The 512-nt window shown below is 44.1% G+C and carries 1 protein-coding gene; it reads right to left on the reverse strand.

Annotation, left to right across the window (positions count from 1 at the left end):
- Positions 1–77 precede the first annotated feature (77 nt).
- A partial coding sequence (locus R7190_RS30950; RefSeq protein WP_318138352.1) for an FHIPEP family type III secretion protein occupies positions 78–512 on the reverse strand: 435 nt, incomplete at its 5' end.

The following is a 512-nucleotide window of genomic DNA, read 5'->3' on the forward strand; positions in this document are numbered from 1 at the left end:
ATTGATCGTCGTCCGTGACGATGTGTTGTACCGCGAGACTACAAAGATATTCGTATATCGCGTGTGTTGAAATAAGATTAACCAAGGTTTCCTACCACATTGATCTGTTTGTCTTCTGGAATTTCGTTGTAAGACAGCACAGCCAATCCTTGAGTGAAAGTACGCGCATAACGCGCCAGTAGTGGGCGTAATTGCGGCATTACAAGTAGTATTGGCGGTAAGCCTTGCTGCTTAAGTTGTTGTCGAATCAAAGGTAAGTTTTGTTGGAACTGACCAAGAATATTCGGTTCGATTGGGAAACTATCGAGAACCACTGTACCTGAAGCTTGTGCTTGTTGCAGCGACGTCAGTAGCATTTGCTCCAATTCATCCGATAAAGCGTAAACATTGAGCTCAGGTTTTTGCCCTGCAATTAAGTTAACTAGCGTGCGTTTTAGTGCGCAGCGAACATCAGCAGCTAACAAAATCGGGTCTTTCGTGTTTTCTGAAGACTCCAGCATGGTATTCGCAAT

This window comes from Vibrio sp. 1078-1, from assembly GCF_033340475.1.